Annotated in this window: 3 protein-coding genes; all 3 read right to left on the reverse strand. The window is 72.6% G+C overall.

The genetic code is table 11. The features are described from left to right. Positions 1–125: 125 nt before the first annotated feature. Positions 126–977: a DUF4097 family beta strand repeat-containing protein gene (locus tag U9R90_RS35510; protein WP_411061562.1), complete on the reverse strand. Its 852-nt coding sequence runs from the start codon at positions 975–977 to the stop codon at positions 126–128. Positions 978–1,101: 124 nt separating this feature from the next. Further along, entirely contained in the window at positions 1,102–1,650 is a 549-nt protein-coding gene (locus U9R90_RS35515) for a toxin-antitoxin system HicB family antitoxin (RefSeq protein ID WP_411061563.1), read from the reverse strand. 92 nt (positions 1,651–1,742) lie between these two features. Further along, positions 1,743–2,462, reverse strand: a 720-nt coding sequence (locus U9R90_RS35520) for an alpha/beta hydrolase (protein WP_411061565.1), incomplete at its 5' end; no start/stop codon positions are given.

Raw genomic sequence — 2,462 nt, forward strand, 5'->3', positions numbered from 1 at the left:
GGCGAGGGTGCGTGCCGGGCGTCGGGGCGCAGGCGGGGGTTCAAAGACAGGCTCTCAGCGCGTCGCGTCCCGGTTGAAGGCCGAGCGGGCCCACAGGCAGCGAGGATCACGGTCGTGTCGGTGTGCTACTTCTGCGGGGCCGCGCGGTGGATCACGATGTCGCCGAGGCCGGTACGGGCCCGCACCTCGACGGTCTCCTCGGACTCGCCAGGACCGTCCGCCGCCTCAAGCGTGCTGCGTACCGAGCCCGCGCGGGAGTTGACGTCGAGCCAGGCCGCGGTGCCCTCGCGGATGCCGATCTCCATGTCCCCGGCCCCGGTGGCGAGATCGGCGGTGCCGCGGATCACTTCGTCGACGCGGACGTCGCCGTTGGCGGACTTCAGGGTGACGGCGGTGTGCGCGCGGCCGACGAAGACCTTGCCGTTGGCGGCCTTGAGGCGCAGTTCGCCGATGACTTCGCCGACCTGGGTGCTGCCGTTGGAGTTCTTGATCTCCGCCGTGCCGTCGACCTCCCCGATCCGTACCTCACCGGACCCGGTGGACACCGTGGCGTCGCCCGCCGCGCGGTCCAGGCTGACGTCCCCGTACTGGGTCACCAGCTGCACCGTGTCCGCCCGCTCGACGCGGATGTCGCCGACGCCGGTCTTGACGCGGCACTCGCCCAGCCGCCCCGCGCAGGTGAAGTCGGCCAGCTCCGCGGTGCCCTGCAGCCGCGACCCGCTGGGCAGCGCGATCTCCACCAGGACCGAGCCCGGCTTGCCGAACAGGGCGCGCCCCTTCGGCGTCCTGACCAGCAGCCTGCCGTCGCTGTACTCGACGCGGGTCTGCTCGGCGGCCTTCACGTCGGCCGCCTTCGCCTGGGAGCTCGGGTGGACGTGGACGACGGTGTCGGCGCGGTCCTCCGCCGTGATCCGGATGGCACCGAGCTCGGCGTGCACGGTGACAGTGATCGGGTTCGGGGTGTCGAAATCAGGCATGGCTGTGCCGTCCTCTTGGCTGTGTGGGACGTCTCCGCTGGTGGAACGGGGACGGTGGTCTCGGCGGTTGGCGCGGTGCGTGCGGCGCGGCGCGCGTGGGCAGCGCGTGCGGCGCGCGGCGGGACTAACGCACCCAGCCGGTGAGGCTGTCGCGCCCCCGGCCCGCGAGCCGCGCCCAGTCGGCGTCACCACGGCGACCGGCGCCGCCCCGCGGTTCCAGGGCGGCCGCGACGGCCCGTACGAGCCAGGCGTTGAGCGAGAGCCCCTCCTGCGCGGCGGCCTCCTCGGCCCGGAGCTTCAGGTGCGCGGGGAGCCGGAGGTTGGTCCGCGCCGTACCGCCTTCGTCCGCCTCCGGGACGGGCTGGGGCGCGGGCGGGGTCGGCGCGCGCTGAGGGCCGGCGTCGTCCGGCCGCTCGTGGAACAGCTCGCTCGGCGGTGCCGTGACCACGAAGTCGGGTTCAAGACCCCGAAGCCGTACGTCGACCGATCCCGGCGCGAGCTCCAGGGTGATCTCGCCCATGGCATCCGACAGGACGTTCAGCAGGGCGAGACGGGCGGCCGCCTCCAGGGGCGAGGTGAGGCGTTCGGCGAGGGCGCGGGCATCCTCGCCACCGGCTTCAGCGGCGACGGCGAGCTCGTGCCGGAGGTTGTCGACGTAGGGCGTAAGATCCATAGAGCCAGAATGGCAGCACTATGGCACCACCGCAAGCCCCAACGGACCCCCAGTGGCGCCAAAGCGCTGCCATCACCCTCGCAAGGGCGACATCACCCCAGGTCAGAGGCGCAATGCCGATCCCCCGCCGGACGCCGCCCCTCGGTCAGAAACTCCGTGACGGTACGGTCCCCACAGGCGTTCCCCTCACCCAGATAGACGCCGTGCCCACCCTGCTCCACCGTGACCATCCGCGCCCGCTCCCCGAACGCCTCACGCATCTTCAGCGCCCCGAAGTACGGCGTCGAGGGGTCCCGCAGGCTCTGGATCATCAGCACGTTGGACGGGCCGTCGGAGGTGATCCGGGTGGGCTTCTCGCTCGGCGCGTCCTTCCAGAAGGCGCACGGCGTGACGTTCACCGGCATCCCAGCCGTCAGGGGATACCGCGCACGGTCGGCGGCGACGGCCCGCGCATACCCGGGCACCGACCTCGGCCAGCGGTTCACGTCGTTGCAGACGACGGCCATGGTGACCGCCGCGTCCTCATCACTCATCGGCCCGGTCAGCGCACCAGGCAGCACCGGCTTTCCGTCCGGGTCCTGGGCCGCCCGTACGAGCCGGGCCAAGGCCGGAAAATCGGCATCGCTGTAGAGGGCCATCTGGAGGGCCTGCCGCAGCATGTTCCCGGTCAACGGCACGCCCGCCGTGGTCGTCTCCTTCGGCTCACGGTCCAGCTTCGCGGCCAGCGCGAGGAACAACGGCCGTACGTCCGAGGCCCGTTCCCCGAGCCGCAGCCCCTCCCCCTCCCGCGCCGGGTCCGCCGCCCACGCGGC

It is taken from the genome of Streptomyces sp. E11-3 (genome assembly GCF_046540415.1).
Classification (GTDB): domain Bacteria; phylum Actinomycetota; class Actinomycetes; order Streptomycetales; family Streptomycetaceae; genus Streptomyces.